Origin of the sequence: Parahoeflea alexandrii, assembly GCF_027214025.1 — a bacterium.
GTDB lineage: Bacteria > Pseudomonadota > Alphaproteobacteria > Rhizobiales > Rhizobiaceae > Hoeflea > Hoeflea alexandrii_A.
In genome coordinates, this window is the sequence record NZ_JAPWHB010000001.1 from 189,677 (window position 1) to 212,437 (window position 22,761).

17 protein-coding genes are annotated in these 22,761 nt (G+C 63.5%); 14 read left to right on the plus strand and 3 right to left on the minus strand.

Features of this window, described 5'->3' with window-relative positions; genetic code table 11:
- Positions 1-177: 177 nt before the first annotated feature.
- Both O4H62_RS00945 and pbpC read left to right on the plus strand, forming a co-directional pair.
- Positions 178-5,628 carry an alpha-2-macroglobulin family protein gene (locus O4H62_RS00945; protein WP_269385245.1) on the plus strand — a complete coding sequence of 1,817 codons (5,451 nt, stop codon included), beginning with the start codon at positions 178-180 and terminating at the stop codon, positions 5,626-5,628.
- Positions 5,625-7,736: a penicillin-binding protein 1C gene (gene pbpC / locus O4H62_RS00950; RefSeq protein WP_269385247.1), complete on the plus strand. Its 2,112-nt coding sequence runs from the start codon at positions 5,625-5,627 to the stop codon at positions 7,734-7,736. Before O4H62_RS00945 ends, pbpC begins: the two co-directional genes overlap by 4 nt.
- Positions 7,737-7,766: 30 nt before the next feature.
- Here pbpC and O4H62_RS00955 read toward each other — a convergent pair whose 3' ends face one another.
- Entirely contained in the window at positions 7,767-8,702 is a 936-nt protein-coding gene (locus tag O4H62_RS00955; RefSeq protein ID WP_269385249.1) for a LysR family transcriptional regulator, read from the minus strand.
- A gap of 165 nt (positions 8,703-8,867) precedes the next feature.
- Between O4H62_RS00955 and chvE the strand changes: the two genes are divergently transcribed.
- From chvE to O4H62_RS01015, 12 genes are all read left to right on the plus strand, one after another.
- Positions 8,868-9,932, plus strand: coding sequence for a multiple monosaccharide ABC transporter substrate-binding protein (gene chvE / locus O4H62_RS00960; RefSeq protein ID WP_269385251.1), 1,065 nt, complete (start codon positions 8,868-8,870; stop codon positions 9,930-9,932).
- Positions 9,933-10,025: 93 nt separating this feature from the next.
- On the plus strand, positions 10,026-11,546 hold the full coding sequence (mmsA, locus tag O4H62_RS00965; protein WP_269385253.1) for a multiple monosaccharide ABC transporter ATP-binding protein: 1,521 nt from the start codon (positions 10,026-10,028) through the stop codon (positions 11,544-11,546).
- A gap of 4 nt (positions 11,547-11,550) precedes the next feature.
- On the plus strand, positions 11,551-12,774 hold the full coding sequence (mmsB, locus tag O4H62_RS00970; RefSeq protein ID WP_269385255.1) for a multiple monosaccharide ABC transporter permease: 1,224 nt from the start codon (positions 11,551-11,553) through the stop codon (positions 12,772-12,774).
- Positions 12,775-12,834: 60 nt separating this feature from the next.
- Positions 12,835-14,577: an L-arabinonate dehydratase gene (gene araD / locus O4H62_RS00975; RefSeq protein WP_269385257.1), complete on the plus strand. Its 1,743-nt coding sequence runs from the start codon at positions 12,835-12,837 to the stop codon at positions 14,575-14,577.
- A complete protein-coding gene (locus tag O4H62_RS00980; protein WP_269386257.1) occupies positions 14,574-15,515 on the plus strand; it encodes a Gfo/Idh/MocA family protein in 942 nt (313 codons plus the stop codon). The genes araD and O4H62_RS00980 overlap by 4 nt, the downstream gene beginning before the upstream one ends.
- Positions 15,516-15,611: 96 nt before the next feature.
- Entirely contained in the window at positions 15,612-16,529 is a 918-nt protein-coding gene (locus tag O4H62_RS00985) for a dihydrodipicolinate synthase family protein (RefSeq protein ID WP_269385259.1), read from the plus strand.
- A gap of 94 nt (positions 16,530-16,623) precedes the next feature.
- Entirely contained in the window at positions 16,624-17,241 is a 618-nt protein-coding gene (locus O4H62_RS00990; RefSeq protein WP_269385262.1) for a glutathione S-transferase, read from the plus strand.
- A 68-nt stretch (positions 17,242-17,309) separates the two neighbouring features.
- Entirely contained in the window at positions 17,310-17,900 is a 591-nt protein-coding gene (locus O4H62_RS00995) for a TetR/AcrR family transcriptional regulator (protein WP_269385264.1), read from the plus strand.
- The gene (locus tag O4H62_RS01000) at positions 17,897-18,679 is read left to right on the plus strand and encodes an enoyl-CoA hydratase/isomerase family protein (protein ID WP_269385266.1); all 783 of its coding nucleotides are present in this window, start codon (positions 17,897-17,899) and stop codon (positions 18,677-18,679) included. The genes O4H62_RS00995 and O4H62_RS01000 overlap by 4 nt, the downstream gene beginning before the upstream one ends.
- Positions 18,672-20,156, plus strand: coding sequence for an AMP-binding protein (locus tag O4H62_RS01005; RefSeq protein ID WP_269385268.1), 1,485 nt, complete (start codon positions 18,672-18,674; stop codon positions 20,154-20,156). Before O4H62_RS01000 ends, O4H62_RS01005 begins: the two co-directional genes overlap by 8 nt.
- Positions 20,153-20,509, plus strand: a complete 357-nt coding sequence (locus tag O4H62_RS01010) for a MaoC/PaaZ C-terminal domain-containing protein (protein ID WP_269385271.1) — start codon at positions 20,153-20,155, stop codon at positions 20,507-20,509. Before O4H62_RS01005 ends, O4H62_RS01010 begins: the two co-directional genes overlap by 4 nt.
- Positions 20,509-20,865: a phosphate acetyltransferase gene (locus O4H62_RS01015; protein WP_269385273.1), complete on the plus strand. Its 357-nt coding sequence runs from the start codon at positions 20,509-20,511 to the stop codon at positions 20,863-20,865. Before O4H62_RS01010 ends, O4H62_RS01015 begins: the two co-directional genes overlap by 1 nt.
- A gap of 67 nt (positions 20,866-20,932) precedes the next feature.
- Here O4H62_RS01015 and O4H62_RS01020 read toward each other — a convergent pair whose 3' ends face one another.
- Both O4H62_RS01020 and O4H62_RS01025 read right to left on the minus strand, forming a co-directional pair.
- On the minus strand, positions 20,933-21,703 hold the full coding sequence (locus tag O4H62_RS01020) for an alpha/beta fold hydrolase (protein ID WP_269385275.1): 771 nt from the start codon (positions 21,701-21,703) through the stop codon (positions 20,933-20,935).
- A 5-nt stretch (positions 21,704-21,708) separates the two neighbouring features.
- Positions 21,709-22,761 (minus strand): branched-chain amino acid ABC transporter permease, encoded by a 1,053-nt coding sequence (locus O4H62_RS01025; RefSeq protein WP_269385277.1) that lies wholly within the window; start codon positions 22,759-22,761, stop codon positions 21,709-21,711.

A 22,761-nucleotide genomic window follows, 5' to 3' on the forward strand; every position in this document is an offset into this window, starting at 1 on the left:
TTCATGGGTCGGCCGCTTCAATTCCTGTATCCCGCATGGAAATTCCTTGCCGGAAGCCATGCTCCGGCCTTAGTCTCCTCTTCAATATCCGCAGTATCGGCGCTGTCACTGTGGCTTGCGTTACTTCAGACCGGATGTTGCACATTCGCCCGTTCGGCATCGGGCGCGGGAGGTTCCATGTTTGCATTCAACCGTATGCTTGTCTGTCTGTTCGTACTGATCCTGTCCGCGCCGGCAATGGCGCAGGAGGGAACGCGGCGGATAGAGACCACTGAAAACGCGGACTATTTCGGATTCGATCTTCGAACGGTGCAGAACATCGGGCTCGAGCAGTGCAAGGCAGAATGCCTCGGCGACCGGCAATGCAAGGCCTTTACCTACAACGTCAAAGCCGGCTGGTGCTTTCTCAAATCGGATTACAACACCATAAATCCGTTTGCCGGGGCCGTGGCGGGCAGGGTGGTTGCGGCCGGCGAACCGGATCTCGGAGCCGCACCCGATCTCGCGTTTGTTCCCGCCTCGCTGCTTGACGAGGCGCGGGCCTATCGCGAACGGACGCTGGCGCGCTACAGCGGCAGCGGCACCGGGGTGACCGCCCTGGTGCGTCTTGCGGAGGCCTCGATCGCGGCAGGCGACATGGAAGGCGCCGTGCGCAATTTCACGATCGCCGTGGCAGCCGCGCCGGAGCGCAGCGTCCTCTGGGCCGAGTTGTCGCGGGCCGCAGGCGCCTATGTTCCTCAGGACCAGAACCTATCGCGCAGTCTAAGGTCGGTTTCGGTGTCGTCCGCGATCAACGCCTACCGGACTTCCCGGACGGTTTCGACACGGGCGGATGCGCTCGCGGTTCTGGCCGAAGCACTCGAAGCCGTCCAGAACTGGCGTCCTGCACTTTCGGCCTATCGGGCAAGCCTCGAGCTTAAGGAGGTTCCGGCGCTGCGCGCGGCTTACACGCAATTGCGCGCAACCCGCGGCTTTCGCGTTGTCGACAACACGGTTGACGCGGACAGCGAAACGCCGCGGGTTTGCGTCCAGTTTTCGGAAGACCTTGTCAGAACCCAGGATTATTCCGGTTTCGTCAGCGTCAATGGCGGCAACGATGTCGCCATCGACACCGACAGCCGGCAGATCTGCATCAACGGGCTTGAGCACGGCCAGCGCTATCAACTGGTCTTGCGCCAGGGATTGCCGTCATCGGTGGGTGAAGTGCTGGAAGCACCGGTGGAACTGTCGCTTTATGTGCGGGACCGCGCACCGGCGGCACGGTTCACCGGTTCGGCTTTCGTGCTCCCGGCCAAGTCGCGGCTCGGACTCCCGCTGGTCACCATCAATGCGCCGTCGGCCGATCTCAAGCTGTTCAGAGTTGGTGATCGGGCGCTTTCGCAGATCATCAGCCGCTCTGAATTCCTCAGGCAGCTCGACAGCTATTCGATCGACTCGATCCTGCAGGATATCGGCGCACCGGTCTGGGAAGGCGCCATCGATATCGCCAGCGAACCCAACCGGGAAGTGATCACCAGCGTTCCCGTCGACACGCTGCTTCCCGAACGCCAGCCTGGCGTCTATGTGCTCACGGCCAAGCCTCTCGGCGACAAGAGCGAAAACTGGGAAGGGCAAGCAACGCAATGGTTTGTCATCTCCGATATCGGGATGAGCACCTATGCCGGCGACGACGGGCTCTCGGTGTTCCTGCGCTCGCTCGATACGGCCAAGCCGCTCGGCTCGGTCGAACTCACTCTGCTTGCCCGCAACAACGAGGTTCTGGGCGAGGCCGTCACCGACGCCGATGGCCACGCCAGCTTCCAGCCGGGGCTGGTTCGCGGACAGGCGGCGCTTGCGCCGGCAGCCTTGCTGGCCAGGGGCGCTGACGGGGATTTCGTGTTTCTCGACATGACCCGCGGCGGCTTCGATCTCTCCGATCGCGGGGTCGCCGGGCGCACGTCGGCAGGCGGCGTCGATGTCATGGCCTGGACCGAGCGCGGTATCTATCGCGCCGGAGAAACGGTTCACCTCTCGGCACTTGCCCGCAACGGCAAGGCCGAAGCCCTTGCCAGCCTGCCATTGACCATGATCCTGCAGCGCCCGGACGGGGTCGAGGACCGGCGCGTGGTCTCCGACGGCGCAGCACTCGGCGGCCATGCGCTGGCGCTGACGCTGCCGGAAAACGCCATGCAGGGCGCCTGGCGCGCGGCATTGCACACCGATCCGAAGCGCCCGGCGGTGGCCGAGGTTTCATTCCTGGTCGAAGACTTCCAGCCCGACCGGATCGAGATCGAACTCGATGCCGGCGATGCGGTCGTCAGCCCGGATGCGCCGGCAGACATTGCGGTGACCGGCCGTTATCTCTACGGCGCCCCGGCAGGTGGGCTCGCCACCGAAGGCGAAATCGTGCTGAGCCGCACCCGGGTGCTCGAAGGGTTCCCCGGTTTCGAATTCGGACTGGCCGACGAGGAATTCGAGAATTCCCGGATCCTGCTCGACAACCTGCCGCCGCTCGATGAAGCCGGGGAGTCCGTGGTTGAGATCGATGTCGGGACCTTACCGGACACGACCCAGTTCCTGACTGCCAATGTGACGATCCGCGCCTCTGAAGGCGGCGGCCGCGCCGTGGAACGCTCGGTTGAGCTCAAGGTTGCCGCGGAAGGACCGCGTATCGGCATCAAGCCGTTGTTCGAGGACCACCAGGTCGCCGAAAGCAGCGAGGCCGGGTTCCAGTTGATCGCGGTTGACGCGGACGGCGCGCGGGTCGCCATGCCGGGCGCCTCATGGTCGCTGGTCAAGGTCGAGCGGAACTACCAATGGTATCGCCAGGGCAGTTCCTGGAACTATGAAGTTGTTGATTTCACCACTGAAATTGCTGATGGCCAGATCGATATCGGCAGTGATGCGGCTGCATCGATCTCCGCCAATGTCGATTGGGGCCGCTATCGTCTGGATGTAACCGGCGAGGACGGGACTGAAACCAGCTTGTTGTTTGACGCCGGCTGGTATGTCGAGACAAAATCGATTGAAACGCCCGACGGTCTGGAGATCGCGCTCGACAAGGATCGATACACGGTCGGCGAAACCGCGCGACTGCGTATTTCACCGCGTTTTGCCGGCGAGGCGCTGATCACGGTCGGCTCGGAACGGCTGATCGAAACGGTGACGGCCTCGGTGGGAGTGGACGGCGCCACCATCGATCTGCCGGTCACCGAGGAATGGGGCGCCGGCGCCTATGTGACCGCGACGCTCTACCGACCTTCGGATGCGCAATCGCGGATGCCGATGCGGGCCATCGGGGTAAAATGGCTCTCCGTCGAACCGGGCGACCGGCAACTGACGGTGACGCTCGATCTGCCCGAGCAGACGACGCCGCGCGGCGACTTTTCGGTTCCGGTCACGCTTGCCGGCCTGACGCCGGGCGAAGCGGCCTTTGTGACGGTTTCCGCGGTCGATGTCGGCATTCTCAACCTGACCCGTCACCAGGTTGCCGATCCCGAAGCCTGGTATTTCGGACAGCGGGCGCTGGGGCTGGAAATCCGCGACCTCTATGGCCGCCTGATTGACGGTTCCGCCGGCGTGACCGGACGCATTCGCTCCGGCGGCGACGGCGCAATGATGCGGTCCGAAGGCAGTCCGCCGCGCGAGAAGCTGGTGGCCTTCTTCGAGGGACCGGTCGAGGTCGGAGCCGACGGGACCGCAAACGTCACCTTCGACATGCCGCAATTCAACGGAACCGTCCGGGTCAACGCGGTTGCCTGGAGCGCCGGCGCGCTGGGACATGCGACGCGCGACGTGATCGTGCGCGATCCGGTCGTCATCACCGCAAGCCTGCCGCAGTTCCTTGCGCCCGGCGACCGGTCGCAGGTTCTGGTCGAACTCGCCAACACCGATGGTCCGGCAGGCGAGTACAGCGTTGAACTGTTCACCGCTTCGGGCAGGGTGCAGGGTGGCAACGGTCTGCGACAGACACTTTCCTTGCCATCCGGTGCGCGCAGCAGCCTGGCAATGCCACTCGAGGGACTTGCGAGCGGCGCCGACACGCTGACAATTGCGCTGAGCGGACCGGACGGACTGTCGCTTGACCGCGAGGAGACAATCACCGTGCGGCCCGGTGCGATGCCGGTGACGACAAAACGCGTGATCAGTCTTGCCGGAGGCGGCGGCACCTTGCGGATCGACGGTGAATTGCTCGCCGACAGCCTGCTTGATGGAGCCTCTGTCACGGTCGGTGTGACCCGCAATGCGGCCTTTGACGTGGCGTCGCTCTTGATGGCGCTTGACCGCTATCCCTATGGTTGCGCGGAGCAGACCACCAGCCGCGCGTTGCCGCTTCTGTATCTGAGCGAACTCGGCGATGCCGCCAGCGGCGACGATCCGGCGACGATCCGCAAACGGATCAACGACGCGATCACCCGGCTGGTCGCCTATCAGTCGGCATCGGGCAGCTTCGGTCTCTGGGGACCGGGATCCGGCGATCTGTGGCTTGACGCCTATGTCACCGATTTCCTCACACGGGCGATGGAAAAGGGCTTTTCGGTTCCGCCGGTGGCGAGCCGCCTGGCGCTCGACAATCTGCAGAACACGCTGGCCTACACCACCGACGTGAGCTCGGACGGCAGTGCAATCGCCTATGCGCTTTACGTGCTTGCACGCAACCGCAAGGCCGCGGCGACGGATCTGAGGTATTATTCCGACAGCCAGATCGATGCCTTCGACCAGCCGCTGGCGCGGGCGCAGATCGGGGCGGCGCTCTCGCTCTACGGCGATACGCAACGTGCGGCGGAGAGTTTCCGCTCTGCCTTCGACCATGCGCGCTCGACCGCAACGCTGATCGGTGGGCGCAACGACTACGGCTCCGCACTTCGCGACGGTGCGGCGATGCTGGCGCTGGCAGCGGAATCGACGCCGACGCCGGGAATCGTGCCTGACCTCATCCGCTTTGTCGGCGACGCCAAGTCGGCCCGGCAATCGACCAGCACCCAGGAAGACGCCTGGATGGTGCTGGCGGCCCGGGCGATTGCCGCGGGCAACCGGTCGATCTCGGTCAATGTCAACGGACAGGCCTATGCCGGCGCTTACGAAACACGGATGAGCGGCGAGGCGATCCGCGACACTCCGCTGACCATCGTCAACCAGGGCGCCGATCCGGTGGATGCCGTCGTCACCACGATTGCGGCTCCGGTCCAGCCGCTCAGCGCTGGCGGCACGGGATTCGAGATTATTCGCAGCTACTATACGCTGAACGGACAGCCGGCCTCGATTTCCTCGGTGCGGCAGAACGAGCGCTATCTCGTGGTGCTACAGATGCGCGAAGCCAATGCCTGGCCGTCGCGGGTCGTGGTCACGGACCTCTTGCCTGCGGGATTCGTCATCGACAATCCGCGGCTGGTGGGCAGTGCCGAACTCGGCAACTTCCCCTGGCTGGGCGAGGTTTCCGCAAGCCATGCCGAATTCCGCACCGACCGGTTCATGGCGGCGTTCGATCGCGGGGCCACGTCGAACCGCGATTTCGTCGCGGCCTACGTGGTCCGCGCGGTGACACCGGGCATCTACACTCACCCGGCGGCGGTGGTGGAAGACATGTACCGGCCTGAACTCGCAGCGCGGACGGCGACCGGGTTCATGGAGGTGCTTGGCGCGCCATGACGGGCTTCAGCCGCACCCGGCCGTGGCGGCTGGCAGCCGGCGCTCTCTGCGGCGCCGTGCTGATCTGCGGGGCGGTTCTGTTCGGCCTCGACCGGCTCGACCGCGCATATCCGCCGCCGCTGGAAAACGGCGCCGAGATGTCGCGCGAGGTTCTCGACCGGGACGGAACGCTGCTGCGCGCCTACACCACCCCGAGCGGGGTGTGGCGTCTGCCGGTGACGCTCGAGGCGGTCGATCCCGACTATGTCAACATGCTCATTGCATACGAGGACCGGCGGTTCCGGAGCCATCGAGGTGTTGATCCGGCAGCCCTGGTGCGGGCAGCGGTTCAGTTCGTTCTCAATGGCGGGCGGATCGTTTCCGGCGGCTCGACCATTACCATGCAGGTGGCCCGGCTGATCGAGCCTCGAACCGAGCGATCTATCTCGGCCAAGCTGAGACAGATGGCGCGCGCCGTGCAGATCGAAAGGCGGTTGAGCAAGGACGAGATCCTGTCGCTCTACCTAACGCTTGCGCCCTATGGCGGCAATCTCGAGGGCGTGCGCGCGGCGAGCCTTGCCTGGTTCGGGCGGGAGCCGAAAAAGCTCACCCTGTCGCAGGCGGCACTGCTGGTGGCGCTGCCGCAAGCGCCGGAAACGAGGCGTCCGGACAGGCAACACGCGCAGGCGCTGCTGGCCCGCAACCGGGTGCTCGCGCGGATGAGTACAGCAGGCCTGATCCCTGAGAGCGAGATCGCCCGTGCTTCGGCCAGCCAAGTCCCGGGCCGCCGCCTGGCAATGCCGGATCTTGCTGCTCACACGGCGGACCTGGCAATCCGCACTCGAACCGACGCGCGTTCGATCAGGCTGACACTTAACGGCGACATCCAGGCCCGGCTCGAGGACCTTGCCGCCGAGACCGCCGGACGGCTTGGTCCGCGCCAGTCACTCGCCATGGTGCTCGCCGATGGCCAGACCGGCGAGGTGCTCGCCAGCATCGGATCGACCGGTCATCTCGACGCGGCCCGGGCAGGCGCCATCGACATGACCCAGGCGGTTCGCTCGCCCGGCTCGACGCTCAAGCCGTTCATCTACGGGCTTGCCTTCGAGGACGCGCTGATCGCGCCCGAAACACTGATCGACGATACGCCCGCCGACTTCTCGGGCTACCGGCCGCGCAATTTTGACCGGGGCTATATGGGCGAAGTCAGCATTCGCGAGGCGCTGCAGTTTTCGCTGAACGTTCCTGCGGTGCGGCTGCTCGAGGCGGTGGGGCCGCAACGGCTGCTGGCCCGTCTCCGGCGGGGCGGAACCGCGCTTGACCTACCGCCCGGCGGCGCGCCGGGGCTGGCGATCGGCCTGGGCGGGGCAGGGGTCAGTCTTCGCAACCTGGTTCAGCTCTACACAGCCTTTGTCAACAACGGTGTGGCGCATCCGCTGAGGGACGGATCCGAACCGGTTGCGCCCAAACCGCTGGACCAGCCGGTGATGGCGGCTGACGCCAACTGGCGCGTTGCCGACATTCTCTCCGGCGTCAGCGCACCGCAAGGCGCCCCGCGGATCGCCATCGCCTACAAGACCGGCACCTCCTATGGCTACCGCGACGCCTGGGCGATCGGCTTTGACGGGCGACATGTGCTCGGCGTCTGGGTGGGGCGGCCCGATGCCGCACCGGTTCCGGGCCTGTCGGGGATCGAAACGGCAGCCCCCTTGCTGTTCGAGGCCTTCGTGCGGAGCGGGCTTGATCGCGTGGATCTTCCCGGGCCTCCAGCCGGACTGGTAGCGAGATCGCGCGAGGCCTTGCCCTATGCATTGCGAAAATACCGGGGCCGGGACACCGTCATCAGCACCGTCGCGGACGGCTCATTGCCACCGCAAATCGTCTATCCGCCGCAGGGCGCGCGCGTCGCGCTCGGTTCGGGGGGATCCGGCCCGTTGATGCCGCTGGTGATCAAGCTGCAGGGCGGTTCGGGTCCCTATCGCCTGATCGCCAATGGCGAGGCACTGCCCAAGCCCTCGCGCCGGCGGGTGCTGAACTGGACGCCCGACAGCCCGGGCGCATCGACGCTCACGGTGATGGACGCGGAAGGCCGGGCTGCGAGCGTCAGCGTCTTCATCGACGGCAACTGACGGAAGCCTTCGTGACAGGCCGATAATCGGTTAGCCAGCGGTTACATTCATCGCGGCAAAGACCAGTTCGCGCAAACGGGTGGCAACCGCGCTGATGATCACGTTCCTGCGCGAAATGAGATAGTAGGGACTGACCAGGATCAGTTCCTCCGGACCGACAGTGGTCAGGCCTCCGGCGAGGTTGTTGGCGACGAAAAGATCCGCCACCGGCCTTGGCGTAGGCGCCAGCGCGTTGGAAGAGGCGAGGTAGGAGATCATCACCAACATTGACGTGGTGTTGACGATGTCGCCGGGCAGGTCGACGCCTGCTGAGACGAAGACATCCTCAAGCGCCTGGCGCAGCGGTGTCTGCGGCGCCTGGACAACCCATTCATAGGCCGCGAGATCCTGCAGCGACGCGGTCTGGTTGTCGGCAAGAGGATGTCCGGCCCGCATCATGAAACAGATATCTTCATGACGGCCCGGCCGCACGTCGAGCTGGCGCTTGTCATATTTCGGCGGAATGCGCGAAAGCACGAAGTCATAGTCTCCGCGAAACAAGCCCTCGACGAGGACATCGCTTGGCGCCACATCGACGTGGATGTCGGCACCATGGGCCGTCTTCTTCAGTTCCTGGATCGCCGGCACGACAAAGGCCACCGCTCCATCGGTGACAGAACCAACCCGCGCCGTTCCGGCGAGCCCTTCGCTGACCGAGGAAATTTCCCTTAACGTCCGGTCGAGACCGTTGAGCAGATTGTGGCCATTGCGGATCAGCGTTTCACCGACCGGCGTGGGTGTCATGCCCTTGGGGTGACGCACGAATACCGGACTGCCGACCGTGCGTTCGATGTTTGCCAGCATGCGCGACGCGGCCGGCTGCGACAGGGCCATCTGCTCGGCTGCCAGACCGAGCTGTCCGGTTTCGTGAACCGCCTGGATCAGGCGAAAGTCCTTGAGTTGCAGATTGCGTGTTGTCAGGGCCATATTCGGCTTATCAATTTTGATATGCAGATTGTCAATCTATTCATTTGAATTGCATGTTACGCACCCGCTAATCTGGCTGCGGGTTCAACAGGATCCTATTGGCTTGCAGGGTTTTGCCTCTGAGGAGAGGTTGGCCGCTGCATGACGCTGTCTCGGGAGGACATAATGAGAAAGCTTACATCTATTTTGGCGACAGTTGCGCTCGGCGTCGGTCTGATTTCGACGCCCGTGATTGCCCAGGACAAGGGCACCGTCGGCATCGCCATGCCAACCAAGTCATCGGCACGCTGGATTTCGGACGGAAACTCCATGGTGGAACAGTTCACCGCCGCGGGCTACGCCACCGACCTGCAATATGCCGAGGACGACATTCCCAACCAGCTGGCGCAGATCGAGAACATGATCACCAAGGGCGTCAATGTCCTGGTCATCGCCGCCATCGACGGCACCACTCTGTCGAATGCGCTGGAAAATGCCGCTGCATCCGGCATCAAGGTCATCGCCTATGACCGCCTGATCCGCGAAAGCGGCAATGTCGATTACTATGCCACCTTCGACAACTTCAAGGTCGGCGTGCAGCAGGCCAGTTCCCTGGTCGCGGGCCTGAAGGAACGCTTCGGCGACGGCCCCTACAATGTCGAGCTGTTCGGCGGTTCGCCCGACGACAACAATGCCTTCTTCTTCTACAACGGCGCGATGAGCGTGCTGCAGCCGCTGATCGACTCGGGCAAGGTTGTGATCGTGTCCGGCCAGATGGGCATGGACAAGGTCGGCACGCTGCGCTGGGATGGTGCTGTGGCGCAGGCCCGCATGGACAACCTCTTGTCCGCTCATTACACCGACAAGCCGGTGCACGGCGTTCTCTCTCCCTATGACGGGCTTTCGATCGGCATCCTGTCGTCGCTCAAGGGCGTCGGCTACGGCTCGGGCGATCTGAAAATGCCGATCGTGTCGGGGCAGGACGCCGAAGTGCCGTCGGTCAAGTCGATCCTGGCCGGCGAGCAGTATTCGACCGTGTTCAAGGACACTCGCGAACTCGCCCGCGTCACCGTCGGCATGGTCGACGCGCTGCTGCAGGGCGGCACTCCGGAGATCAATGACACCACGACCTATGACAATGGCGTCAAGGTGGTTGAATCCTATCTGCTGGAGCCTGTGTCGGTCGACAAGTCGAACTGGGAGGAGATCCTCATCGGTTCAGGCTATTACACGATGGATCAGATCAAGTAGGCTGACCCAGTCAGCCAAACCCAGTCCGGGCCGCGCACGACAGCCGCGCGGCCCGACCCCTGATCCCGATTCCATCGATACCGAGATGCAGCAATGAAACCGCTTCTGGAGATGCGCTCCATAACCAAGACGTTTCCCGGCGTGAAAGCTCTCAATGCGGTGAACCTCACTGTCATGGAAGGCGAAATCCATGCCCTTGTCGGGGAAAACGGGGCCGGCAAGTCGACCTTGATGAAGGTCTTGTCCGGCGTCTATCCGTCAGGGTCCTACGAAGGCGAAATCCATTACGACGGCCAGCTCGCTGCGTTTTCCGGCATCCGCGAAAGCGAGGCTGTCGGCATCATCATCATTCACCAGGAACTGGCGCTGGTGCCGCTGCTGTCGATTGCCGAGAACCTTTTCATCGGCAACGAGCGCGCCCGCAACGGCGTGGTCGACTGGCATGAAACATTTCGGCGCACCGAAGCGCTTTTGAAAAAGGTCGGGCTTTCGGAAGCGCCCGGCACGCTTGTCGATCGCATTGGCGTGGGCAAGCAGCAGCTGGTCGAGATCGCCAAGGCGCTGTCCAAGGATGTGCGGCTGCTGATCCTGGACGAGCCGACCTCGGCCCTGTCCGAGAAGGACAGCCAGGCATTGTTGGACCTGCTGACCGAGCTCAAGGCGCAAGGCGTGACCTCGATCATCATCAGTCACAAGCTCAACGAAGTACGCAGCATCGCCGACCGGGTCACCGTCATCCGCGACGGCTCAACGATTTCGACGCTCGATGCCCGCGGCGAGGCGCTCACCGAAGACCGCATCATTCGCGACATGGTCGGGCGTGACATGGCGCAGCGGTTTCCGGCCCGCGAAAGCAAGCCCGGCGACATTCTCATGGAAGTGCGCGACTGGAACGTCTGGCACCCCGAACACAGCGAGCGACAGGTCATCCGCAATGCCTGCCTGAACGTCCGCGCGGGCGAGGTGGTCGGCATTGCCGGCCTGATGGGGTCGGGCCGTACCGAGCTGGCAATGAGCATTTTCGGCCGCAGCTACGGCCGCCGGATTTCAGGCGAAGTGTTCATTGACGGCGCCCCGGCCGACGTTTCGACGGTCGACCGCTCGATCGCGTCGGGCCTTGCCTATGTGACCGAAGACCGAAAGCATCTGGGCCTCGTGCTCGACGACACCATCCAGCGCAACATCACGCTTGCCAACCTCCCGGAAGTCGCCTCGATGGGGGTGATTTCCGAGGCCCGGGAAGTGCGCGTTGCGGAGGGTTTCCGCAAGGCGATCAACATCCGCACGCCCGGCGTGTTCCAGAAGGTCGGCAACCTGTCGGGCGGCAACCAGCAAAAGGTGGTGCTTTCCAAGTGGCTGTTCGCCGATCCGAAAGTGCTGATCCTCGACGAGCCGACCCGAGGCATCGATGTCGGGGCAAAATACGAGATCTACGGCATCATCAACAAGCTCGTTGCCGACGGCAAGGGCGTGCTGATGATCTCGTCGGAACTGCCTGAACTGTTGGGCATGTGCGACAGAATTTACGTGATGAATGAAGGCGCCCTGGTGGGCGAGCTGACCGCCGCGGAAGCGAGCCAGGAACGCATCATGTCCTTCATTGTGAGGAGTTGAGACAATGGCGAGCGAATCCGCTGCACATCAAGACGTACGGCAAGGCCGATCCGCCGGGCAATATCTTGCCAACCATTTGCGAGATTACGGCATGGTGCTGGCGCTCATCGCCATCATGGCGTTCTTTCAGGTGACGACCGACGGGACGCTTCTCAGGCCGGTCAACATCACCAACCTGTTCCTGCAGAACAGCTATATCATCATCATGGCGCTCGGCATGCTGCTGGTGATCGTCGCCGGACATATCGATCTGTCGGTCGGCTCGGTGGTCGGCTTCGTCGGGGCTCTGGCGGCGGTGATGATGGTCAACTGGGACTGGTCGATCTACCTGACCATTCCGAGCTGCCTGATGGTCGGCATCCTGATCGGTGCGGCGCAGGGCTACTGGATCGCCTACTGGCGCATTCCGTCCTTCATCGTGACGCTTGCCGGAATGCTGGTGTTCCGCGGCGCTTCGCTGTGGCTTCTTGCCGGGCAATCGGTGGGGCCTTTTCCAAGGCAATTCCAGGCGCTGTCGACAGGGTTCATTCCGGACCTGCTTCCCTTTGTCAAAACCGTGTTCAGTGTCGAGCGGATGAACGGCTTCGCTGTCGTCACCGGCCTTGTGATTGCGGGGCTGATCGTCTGGATGGGCTTGCGCTCCAGAGCCCGCAATCGCGCCTATGGCATGGTCACGGAGCCGATGAGCTTCTTCATCCTGCGCAACCTGCTGGTCTCCGGTGCCATCGTCTTCGTGTCCTACAAGCTCGCAACCTTCCGCGGCCTGCCGAACGTTCTGATCACGATGGGCGTGCTGACGATCATCTATGCCTTCATCACCGAATCGACGGTTCTGGGACGACGGATCTATGCGCTGGGTGGCAATGAGAAGGCCGCCAAGCTGTCGGGCATCCGCACCGAACGGCTGACCTTCCTGACTTTCGTCAACATGGGGATGCTGGCTGCACTTGCCGGACTGATCTTCGCGGCGCGACTGAACACGGCGACGCCGAAGGCCGGCGTGTCGTTCGAACTCGACGTGATTGCCGCGGTGTTCATCGGCGGCGCATCGATGTCGGGCGGCGTCGGCAAGATCGTCGGCGCAGTGGTCGGCGCCTTCATCATGGGCGTGATGAACAACGGCATGTCGATCATGGGCATCGGCATCGACTACCAGCAGGTCATCAAGGGCCTGGTGCTGCTCGCAGCGGTGATTTTCGATGTCTACAACAAAAACAAACAGAGCTGATCCAGAAGGGAGAAGCCACTTGCCGCCGGTCTGCCAGCGGCAAGGGTTTCGGTGACACACATGACATTCAAACCAGCATCATGGCCGCGAAGGCTGCGCTCCCAGGAATGGTTCGGCGGAACCGGCCGTGACCAGATCTATCATCGCGGATGGATGAAGAACCAGGGCTTCCCGCACGACATGTTCGACGGCCGGCCGGTCATCGGCATTCTCAACACCTGGTCGGAACTCACCCCGTGCAATGCGCATCTGCGCGATCTGGCGGAGCGGGTGAAGAACGGCGTGCTCGAGGCCGGCGGATTTCCTGTCGAGGTGCCGGTCTTCTCGGCGGCCGAAAGCTCGTTCCGTCCCACCGCGATGATGTATCGAAATCTCGCGGCGCTGGCGGTGGAGGAAACCGTCCGTGGCCAGCCGATGGACGGGGTGGTGCTGCTGGTGGGATGCGACAAGACCACGCCGAGCCTTCTGATGGGAGCGGCTTCGACCGACCTTCCGTCGATCGTCGTCACCGGCGGGCCGATGCTCAACGGCTACTTCCGCGGCGAACGCGTGGGCTCAGGTACGCATCTGTGGAAATTCTCCGAAGCGGTCAAGGCAGGCGAGATGACGCAGGAGGACTTTCTCGAAGCCGAAGCCTCGATGTCGCGCTCGCCCGGGTCGTGCAACACCATGGGCACAGCGTCGACCATGGCGTCGATGGCCGAAGCGCTGGGCATGGCCTTGTCGGGCAACGCCGCAATCCCGGCCGTCGACAGCCGCCGGCGGGTGATGGCGCAGATGTCGGGCCGCCGTATAGTCGACATGGTCAAGGACGATCTCAAACCCTCCGACGTGATGACCAAGCAGGCGTTCGAGAACGCCATCCGCGCCAACGGCGCAATCGGCGGCTCGACCAACGCGGTCATTCACCTGCTGGCGATTGCCGGGCGGGTGGGCATCGACCTGACGCTTGACGACTGGGACCGCTGCGGTCGCGATGTGGCGACGATCGTCAACCTGATGCCCTCGGGCAAGTACCTGATGGAAGAGTTCTTCTACGCCGGCGGCCTGCCAGTGGTGCTCAAGCGGCTCGGCGAGGCGGGCCTTCTCAACAAGGATGCGATGACGGTCAGCGGGACGGCGATCTGGGACGAGGTCAAGAATGCGGTCAACCACAACGAGGACGTAATCCTGCCGGTCGAAAAGGCGCTGACGGCCCAGGGCGGGATCGCGGTTCTCAAGGGCAACCTCGCGCCCCGCGGCGCGGTGATCAAGCCTTCGGCCGCGTCGCCGCACCTGCTCAAGCACCGCGGCCGCGCCGTCGTGTTCGAGGATATCGACGACTACAAGGCGAAGATCAACGATGACGCGCTCGACATCGACGAGACCTGCGTGATGGTGTTGAAGAATTGCGGCCCGAAAGGCTATCCGGGCATGGCCGAAGTCGGCAACATGGGACTCCCGCCCAAGGTTCTGAAGAAGGGCATCACCGACATGATCCGCATTTCGGACGCGCGAATGTCTGGGACCGCCTACGGCACGGTGATCCTGCACACCTCGCCAGAAGCTGCCGATGGCGGGCCTCTGGCGGTGATCGAGAATGGCGACATGATCGAGCTTGATGTCGCTGCACGCAGCATCCGCGTCGACCTGTCCGACGAAGAGCTGGCGAAGCGCCTGAGCAACTGGAAGCCGCTCGCCGACAAGCCGGCCTCCGGCTATGCATGGCTGCACCAGAGCCACGTCCGGGGCGCCGATACGGGCGCGGATCTCGACTTCCTGATCGGATGCCGGGGTTCGCCGGTTGGAAAGGATTCCCACTGATGCCACTCAAGATTGCCCTTGCCGGCATCGGCAAGATCGCCCGCGACCAGCATATTCCGGCACTCAACGCTTCTCCGGACTGGGAACTGGCGGCCACCGTGTCGCGGCACGCAACCGTGGACGGCGTCGAGGCTTTTGAAGATTTCGAGACCATGCTTGATGCGCGGCCCGACATCACCGTCGTGTCGCTGTGCATGCCGCCGGTGCCGCGGTTCGATTATGCCCGAGCCGCCATCCTGGCTGGCCGTCACGTGATGCTCGAAAAACCTCCCGGCGCAACGGTTTCCGAATGCCATGCGCTGGAAGAACTCGCGCGCAGGGCCGGCGTTTCGCTCTATGCGACCTGGCATTCGCGCGAAGCGGCGATGGTCGCCCCCGCCAAGGCGTGGCTCGCCGGCAAGAAGATCAAGAGCCTCGTGGTGACCTGGAAGGAGGACGTGCGCAAGTGGCATCCCGGCCAGACCTGGATCTGGCAGGCGGGTGGCTTGGGGGTGTTCGATCCCGGCATCAATGCACTCTCGATCGTGACCGAAATCCTGTCCGAGCCGATCCACATCACGTCCTCGGAATTGCTGATCCCTGAGAATTGCGAAACCCCGATCGCGGCGAACCTCACATTTGCCCATCCGCAGGGCGCCGAGGTCAGCGCCGAGTTCGACTTCCGCAAGGAAGGCGACCAGTTCTGGAACATCGCCATCGAGACCGATCAGGGAAATCTTGTGCTCTCCGAAGGCGGGGCGACCCTGTCGATCAATGGCGAGATGCAAAGTACAGCCAGCGGAGACACCGCGCTCAAGGGCGAATACCCGAGGCTTTACGCCAACATGGCGGCGCTGGTGCGCGCCCGCGGCATCGATATGGATCTCGCCCCGATGGCGCATGTCGCTGACGCCTTTCTCCTGGGCAAGCGGGTCACCGTCGAGCCGTTTATCGAATAGGCTGCCGCACTTCGGTGCAGACCGCCATGAACGGTGACAGGCGGGGCTGCAATCCCGGTCTCGAGCCGATGAAACCAATACCGAAAGGATCAAACGATGAAGCAACCGCTCGAAAACATTCTTCCCGTGGCGCCGACGCCGTTTCACCCGGACGGCCGGGTGGATGAAGACGGCATGCGCCGGGTGATCGATTGCATGATCGACCAGGGGGTCGATGCGATCTGCATTCTGGCCAACTATTCCGAGCAGTTCCTGCTGTCCGATGAAGAGCGCACCCTGCTGATGCGGCTCAGCCTCGAACACGCGGACGGGCGGGTCCCCGTCATCGTCACCACCAGCCATTTCTCCACACAGATCGCGACGCAACGGGCGCAGGCCGCCGAGGCCATGGGCGCGTCGATGATCATGATGATGCCGCCCTATCACGGGTCAGGGCTTTTTCCGGCGCCGCAGGGAATTTTCGAACATTTCGAGGCGGTCAGTGGCGCGATCTCGATCCCGATCATGGTGCAGGATGCGCCGCTGTCCGGCGTCACCATGCCGGTCGATCTGCTGGCCCGCCTGGCGAAGGAGCTCGAGAATGTTTCCTACTTCAAGATCGAGTGCCCCTTTGCCGCCGACAAACTGGCAGCCCTAATCGAGGCCGCCGGCGACTATATCGACGGCCCGTTTGACGGCGAGGAAGCGGTGACACTCCTGGCCGATCTCGATGCCGGCGCCACCGGCACGATGACATCGGCGATGTTTCCGGAACTGATCCGGCCGATCGTGACCAGCTACCGCGCCGGAGGCAAGGATGCGGCGCTCGCGCAATGGCAGAAGTGCCTGCCGCTGATCAATCACGAGAACCGGCAATGCGGATTGCGCGGGGCGAAGGTGGTGTTCAAGGAAGGCGGCGTGATTGCAAGCGACCATGTGCGCCATCCACTCAAGCCGATGTCCGAGCGGACACGGACGCGGCTGCTGGAACTCGCCCGCGACCTCGATGTCATGGCGTTGCGGTGGGGCAAATAATCCTGCGTCAGGAACGCGCCGGGGGCAGGGGCATCGGATGCCGCCTGCTCACCGCATTTCAAATCCGGACGGAGTTTGCTAGAGCGGGAGGGTTATGAAACCCGTACTCTATTCCTTCCGCCGCTGTCCCTATGCCATGCGCGCCCGTCTCGCGGTGTTATCGTCCGGCGTCGAGGTGGAACTGCGCGAAATCCTTTTGCGGGACAAGCCCGAAGCGTTTCTGGCCGCCTCGCCGAGTGCAACGGTGCCGAGCCTCGTCACCGAGGCAGGCGTCGTCGACGAGAGCCTCGAGGTGATGATCTGGGCGCTCGAGCAGAACGACCCGGAAGGCTGGCTTGAAATGCCGGACAAAGGTTTTGACTGGATCGCCCGCTCCGACGGCCCCTTCAAGCAGGCGCTGGACCGGACCAAGTATTCTACCCGATATCCGGGTGTCGATCCGGAAGCCGAACGGGACGCCGCTGCTGCGTTCCTGGGTGAACTCAATGCCCGGATCGGCGAGTGGATCTTCGAAAGGCCGAGCCTTGCCGATTTTGCGATCCTGCCCTTCGTCCGGCAGTTTGCCTTTATCGACAAGTCCTGGTTCGACGCCCAGCCCTGGCCAGCTCTGCAGGGCTGGCTGGAGCGTTTCCTGGTTTCGGACCGCTTCGAGCGCATCATGCACAAATATCCGCAGTGGCGGGAATGCGACCCCCCGGTCAGCTTTCCCTGAGCCCCTCGCACTGCGATCCAGCCACCGGAGAGCTTGCAATTTGAAATATGAATCAGTATTCATGTTTCATGGCAACGAACCCGTACCCAAGAACCAAAAGAGGTGCTGAGCGGCGCGAGCAGATCCTGCGCGCGGCCGAGGCGATGATCGGCACGCAGGGCTTCTCTGCAGCCTCGATCGCCGACATCACCCGTCACGCAAAGACGGCGCTCGGCACCTTCTACATCTACTTCTCCAGCAAGGAAGACGTCTTTCGCGAACTGGTTCTGGAAATGGGGCAGCTGACCCGCGCGATGGTCACCCAGGCGGTGGCGGATGCGCCTAACCGGCTCGAGGCGGAACGCGCAGGCCTGAAGGCGTTCCTGCGGTTTGTCGCCGAACGGCCTTCACTCTACCGGATCGTCGAGGAAGCCCGTTTCATCGATGTCGAGGCCTACAAGGCCTATTTCACCAATTTCGCCAAGGCCTACGCAGCGCAGCTGCGCGAAGCGGAAGCATCGGGCGAATTACGGCCCGGCGATGCCGAGGTGCGCGCGTGGGCGCTGATGGGGATCGCCAAGACACTCGGCGAGCGCTACGTGCTCTGGGACGAGACCGCCGACATCGACCATGTCGTTGACGAGGCCTATTCGATGATCCGGGACGGCATTGCACCATGACGACGAAGGTGGCTTTCGATTCAGTCGAGTTGCCGGGAGGCGCTGTCTGCGCGCAAATTGGCCTTGCGGGAGGACGCGCGAATTCGCTCGAGCCTGAATTGCTTGGCGACATCGTCTTGGCGCTCGACAGGGCAGAAATGGAAAATGCATCCGTTATCCTGCTGACCGGCGGCCGGAACTTTTCCAGCGGCGGCGATGTCCGCGGCTTTCATGCAGCTGCGCTCGACGGCAAGGGGCAGGACTATGCCCGCTCGGTTGTTCCGCTGCTGCAGACCATCGTCGCCCGCCTAATCTCGGTGCCGCGCCTTGTGGTGGTGGCCGCTCGGGGGGCTATCACCGGCGGCGCGGCGGGCCTGCTGTTTGCCGCCGACATCGCGGTGCTTGCACCCGATGCATTCGTGCAACCCTATTATCCCCAGGTCGGCTTCGCTCCGGACGGGGGGTGGACGGCACTGCTTCCCGAACGCATCGGCGCGGGCAAGGCCGCGGAATGGCTGCAATCCGACCGGCGGCTGAACGCCGAAGCGCTTTGCGAGACGGGCCTTGCCACCGCCATATCGGACAACCCTGAAGCCCACGCGCGAGACCTCGCGGCAAAAGGCGCGATCGGCGCCCGGCTTGCGACGAAGGCATTGATCTGGGACAGCGCCCGCCGCGGCGCGGTGCAGACGCGTCTGGAGGCGGAAACCGCGGCCTTTATCGAGCGGATAGGCGCGCCGGAGACACTTGTCGGCATGTCGCGTTTTCTCGAACGTATTGGAGGCAAGGCCAATGTTTGACACCATTCCCGACATGGCCGCGAAGCGGGCCGAGATATCTCCCGACGCGATCGCCTTCACCGATGCCGGCAGCGGACGGCAGTGGCGGTTTTCGGAGATCAACGATGCTGCCAACGCGGTTGCCGCGGGACTTGTGCGAACCGGAATCGGCCACGGCGACCGGCTCGCGATCCTCTGCCTAAACCGGGTCGAGTTCTTCATCGTGCTGTTTGCCTGCCAGAAGACCGGCGCCATTCTCTGCCCGCTCAACTGGCGGCAACCGGCCCCAGAACTCGTCGAAACGCTCGAACCGGTCTGCGCCAAGGCGCTCATTCACGACGCGGCGCAGGCTGAACTGGCAGCAGCGGTGGCGCGTTCGTGCGGCATTCCCACGATGGGGATCGAGACCGATCTCCAGGACTGGATCGAAATCGGAGGCGACCAGCCTTCCGTAACGGTCGACGCAAACCAGCCCTGGTACCTGCTGTTCACGTCGGGTACGACCGGGCGGCCGAAGGCGGTGATCCAGACCGCCCGGATGGCGTGGGCCAATGCCGTCAACATTTCCCAGGCGGCGCGGATGACCGGGGAAGACCGCTCGGTCAATTTCCTGCCGCTGTTTCACACCGCGGGCATCAATCTCTACACCCTGCCTCTGTTCCTGATGGGGGGCTCATCCACTGTTCTGCCGAAATTCGAGCCGGACCAGATTCTCGCCCTGCTCAAGCAGGGCCGGGTGAATCAGTTCTTTGGGGTGCCGGCGATCTACCAGGCCTTCAGCCTGCTGCCAGATGTCGGCGAAGTCGACTGGAGTTCGGTCCGCTGCGGCTGCGGCGGCGCGCCCTTGCAGGAACCGTTGATCCGGCTTTTCGCGGGGTTCGGCGCCAAGGTGCTCAACGGCATGGGCATGACCGAAACCGGACCGACGGTGTTCCTGATGGATCAGGAGAACGCTGAGAAGAAGATCGGCTCGGTCGGCCGGGCACAGATGCTCACCGAGATGCGGCTTGACGGCGTTGCCGCCGGAGCGCCGGGTGCCGGCGAGATCCAGCTCAAGGGTCCCAACATCACGCCGGGATACTACGGAAACGAAAAGGCCACGCGCGAAGCCTTTACCGAGGATGGCTGGCTCAGGACCGGCGATGTCGGTCGGCGCGATGAGGATGGCTACATCTTCATCGTCGACCGGATCAAGGACATGTATATTTCCGGCGGCGAGAACGTTTATCCGGCCGAAGTCGAGCGCGTGCTCAACGAGCACGCCGATGTGCTCGAATCCGCGGTGATCAGCTTGCCGGACGCCAAATGGGGAGAGGTCGGCGCGGCCTTCATCATTGCAAGGCCTGGCGCCAGCCTCGATCCCCAGGAACTCCGAAGCTGGAGCCGGCAGAGACTGGCGGCGTACAAGGTTCCCGTCCAGGTCACGCTGGTGGAAGACTTCCCCCGCACCGCCGCCGGCAAGGTGCGCAAGCCCGAATTGAGATCGCTGTTATCATGAAGATCGACCTTTCCGCCACATGGACCCCGTCGCAGAGTGAGTTCGACCTGTTCGCGCGCATTTCCGGCGACGACAACCCGATCCACGTCGATCCGGAGTTTTCGGCCCGGACCGCCTTCGGCCGCACGGTCAGCCACGGCATGTTGATCTACACCAAGCTCTGGGGACTGCTGATTGCGGCGCAGCCCGGGATCATACAAACCGGCCAGACAATGATGTTTCCCAATCCCTGCTATACCGGCGAGCCGGTCGAGCTGAGTGTCTCCGGAGATTGTCCCGGAACGCTCTCGGTTTGCGCGGTCAGGGCAGCCGATGGGGCAGAACTTCTTGTCGGCGAAACGGAGGTGGCCTGATGCAGGTCGGTCAGTCAGCAAGCACCAGCCGCAGCTACAGCCGCGCGGATCTGGAAGACTTCGCCACTCTGAGCGGCACGGCTGTTCCCGAGAGCATTCCCGAGCCGCTGATCGCAGCGCTTTTCTCCTATCTGCTGGGGGTCGAGCTCCCGGGCCCGGGCACCAATTATCTCAAGCAGGAACTCAGGTTTCTCGCGCCGGCTTCACCGGAAACGGAGCTGACGGCGAAGGTCGAGATCACCCGGCTGCGGCCGGAAAAACATCTGGTCGATCTCTGGGCAACCTGTACGGACGCCAACGGTGTGCTGGTCTGCGAGGGCCGGTCGCTGGTCAAGGCAAAGGACGTGGCCGCCTAGTCGCCTTTTTTATTTCTATTTCAGACTGTTGGACGGTTTTCCTGTGCCCGTGCGGACGGGCTTTCACCTAGAGATTGCGGGCGAATTCCGTGAGCCTTGCGGCGAAGGCCGCGGGTTCTTCCAGATGCGGCGAATGACCAGAGTCCGCAAATGAGTGCATCTCGCCGCGCGGTGCAGTCTCGGCCAGCCATCTGGCCGTCGATGCCGGGTAGACCCGACTCAACGCGCCGCAAGTGGCAAGCAGCGGGCAGGGCAGGTCGCTGATCACCTGTCGCTTGTCCATCAGGGCCAGTGCCTTCCACATGGTGATCATCCGGGCGGGATCGTTCGACAGGATCTGTTCACGCGCATCGGCCCGGCTGTAGCCCGGTGCTCCTTCGCGGTGACCAAACATCGTGGTTGCTATCGCCTCGGCCATTCCCGGCCAGTCGGCGATCATGCGGCCGGTGGTGGTCTCGACATCTTCAGCGCTCTGGCCGATCAGCCCGTGCGGCCAGTCCGGTCCGCAGGCAAGCTTCGGGCTCATATCGACGCTCATCAGGCCGGCGATCCGGTCGGTCCCGAAGGTTTCAACATACTGCCAGGCCACCGCGGCCCCCATCGACCAGCCGACCAGAAGAACATCGGTGAGGTCGCGCTCTTCGAGCAACGCGGACAGCGTTTGCGCCGCTGCCGCAAGCGACGGCTCGTCCGCCGCTCGTTCGCCGTGGCCGGGCAGGTCCGGCGCATGGCAATCGAGCTCCACAGGCAATCTGGCAATCAGATCGTTGAAGATCGCGCCACGCATGGTCCAGCCGTGCAACAGCACCACGGGCCGTGGCCGGAGTGTTTCCGCCACCAGCCTCAATCCTCCGACCTCAGCCGCCCGACGATGCCGGTGGGAAAGAAGTAGACGCTGAGGATGAAGAGGACGCCGAGCCACAGCAGCCAGCGGTCTGGATCGAGCAATTGCGGTACCAGCGGCAGGCCTTCGGTGGCGCCCGACGCCACGCCCATCAGGTTCTGCAGGTAGTTCTGCGCCAGCACGAAGATCGTCGCACCGATCACCGCGCCATACATGGTTCCCATGCCGCCGATCACCACCATCAGCAGGATATCGAGCATGATCTCGAAGGACAGCGTGGTGTCGGGCCCGACATAGCGCAGCCAGATTGCAAACAGGCTGCCGGCGAGGGCCGCCATGGCCGCGGACAGGCAGGTCGCCAGGGTCCGATAGAACACCACCCGATAGCCGATAGCCTCGGCTCGAAAATCGTTCTCGCGAATGGCCTGCAGCACCCGGCCGAACGGCGAGTTCACGACCCTCAGAAGCACCAGGAACAACGCCAGCGACGCGAAGAACACCAGGTAATAATTGAGAATCTTGCCGGTGATGCTGACGCCGAACAGGCTGCCGAGCTTGAACGCAGGGGTGAGTTCGCGCGGGATGGAGTAGTTCAGTCCGTCCTCGCCTCCGGTCAGCCCGGAGAGCTGGCTGACCAGCACCGCCACGGCGGAGGCCACCGCAAGCGTGATCATGGCAAAGAAGATCGCCCGGACCCTGAGCGAGAATAGCCCTATCAGCAGTGCGAGCAGCGCCGAAGCAATAGCACCCAGCACGGCGCCGACGACCAGCGCATCGTAGCCGCGTCCCATATGGGTCGAGGCCAGCGCCACGCCGTAGGCGCCAAGGCCGAAGAACATCGTATGCGCAAAGCTGACGATGCCGGAATAGCCGAGCAGCAGATCGTAGCTTGCCACCAGCACGATGAAGATGCAGATCCGCGCCGCTGTCTCCAGCGAGCGCACGCCGGGGAACAGGAACGGCGCCAGCGCCAGGCCAAGCAGGATGGCGAGCAGCAGGCCGGTGAGGATAAGTGAGCGCGGGCGGTCGCCGGATATGAGGTTTGTGAGCAT